Raw genomic sequence first — 728 nt, 5'->3', positions numbered from 1 at the left:
TCGTTCGACGCAGACATCGCGGATGATTTCTTTGAGGCGGGTGTCGATGTCGCCGGTGAGGACCGGTCGCCGGTACTTGGGGCACCAGACGACGTGGTACGTGCAGCGGTACACGACGTTGTTGTTCGAGCGAACCTCGTCCATCCAAACACTATATAGATCGATGCTGTATAGTGTTTGTTGTGGAGGAGACAGTGCGCCACACCTACCGGTTGCGCCCCGGCGCAACCGCGCAGGCCGCCCTGTCCGCCGAATGGGGTCGCTGCCGATGGCTGTGGAACGAAGCCGTCCACCAGCAGAAAGCCGGCCGCAAGCCCACCTTCTGCAAGCTGTCCAAACTGCTCACCGAAGCCCGTGCCCGATCGACGTGGCTGCGCGAGGGCTCCCAGGTCGCCCAGCAGCAGACCTTGCGCACCTACGCCCTGGCACTGCAGCACTCGTACAAGGTCAAGGGGCGTGGACGGCCGACGGTCAAGCGGTTGAAGAACACTCTGCCCAGCCTTGAGTACACCGTGCGCGGGTTCACCATCCGCGAGCGTCGGCTGCGTCTCGCCGGTGGCATCACGATCCCTGTGGTGTGGTCGCGGGAGATGCCGTCCGAGCCGACCAGTGTGCGTGTCTATCAGGATTCGCTGGGCCACTGGTACGCCTCGTTCGTGGTCCGACGCGAGACCCAGCCCGCCCCGGTCACCGACAAGGCGATCGGCGTGGACTGGGGTGTCACCGTC

2 protein-coding genes are annotated in these 728 nt (G+C 64.4%); one reads left to right on the top strand and one right to left on the bottom strand.

Annotation, left to right across the window (positions count from 1 at the left end; translation table 11 throughout):
- A partial coding sequence (locus tag Vqi01_RS30420) for a transposase (protein WP_204038566.1) occupies positions 1-144 on the bottom strand: 144 nt, incomplete at its 3' end.
- A 38-nt stretch (positions 145-182) separates the two neighbouring features.
- Here Vqi01_RS30420 and Vqi01_RS30415 point away from each other — a divergent pair.
- On the top strand, positions 183-728 hold a 546-nt coding region (locus Vqi01_RS30415), incomplete at its 3' end, for an RNA-guided endonuclease InsQ/TnpB family protein (protein WP_204038565.1).

It is taken from the genome of Micromonospora qiuiae (assembly GCF_016863555.1).
GTDB classification, from domain to species: domain Bacteria; phylum Actinomycetota; class Actinomycetes; order Mycobacteriales; family Micromonosporaceae; genus Micromonospora; species Micromonospora qiuiae.
The sequence above is the reverse complement of the archived record's forward strand: the minus strand, read 5'-3'. Positions and strand labels throughout refer to the sequence as shown.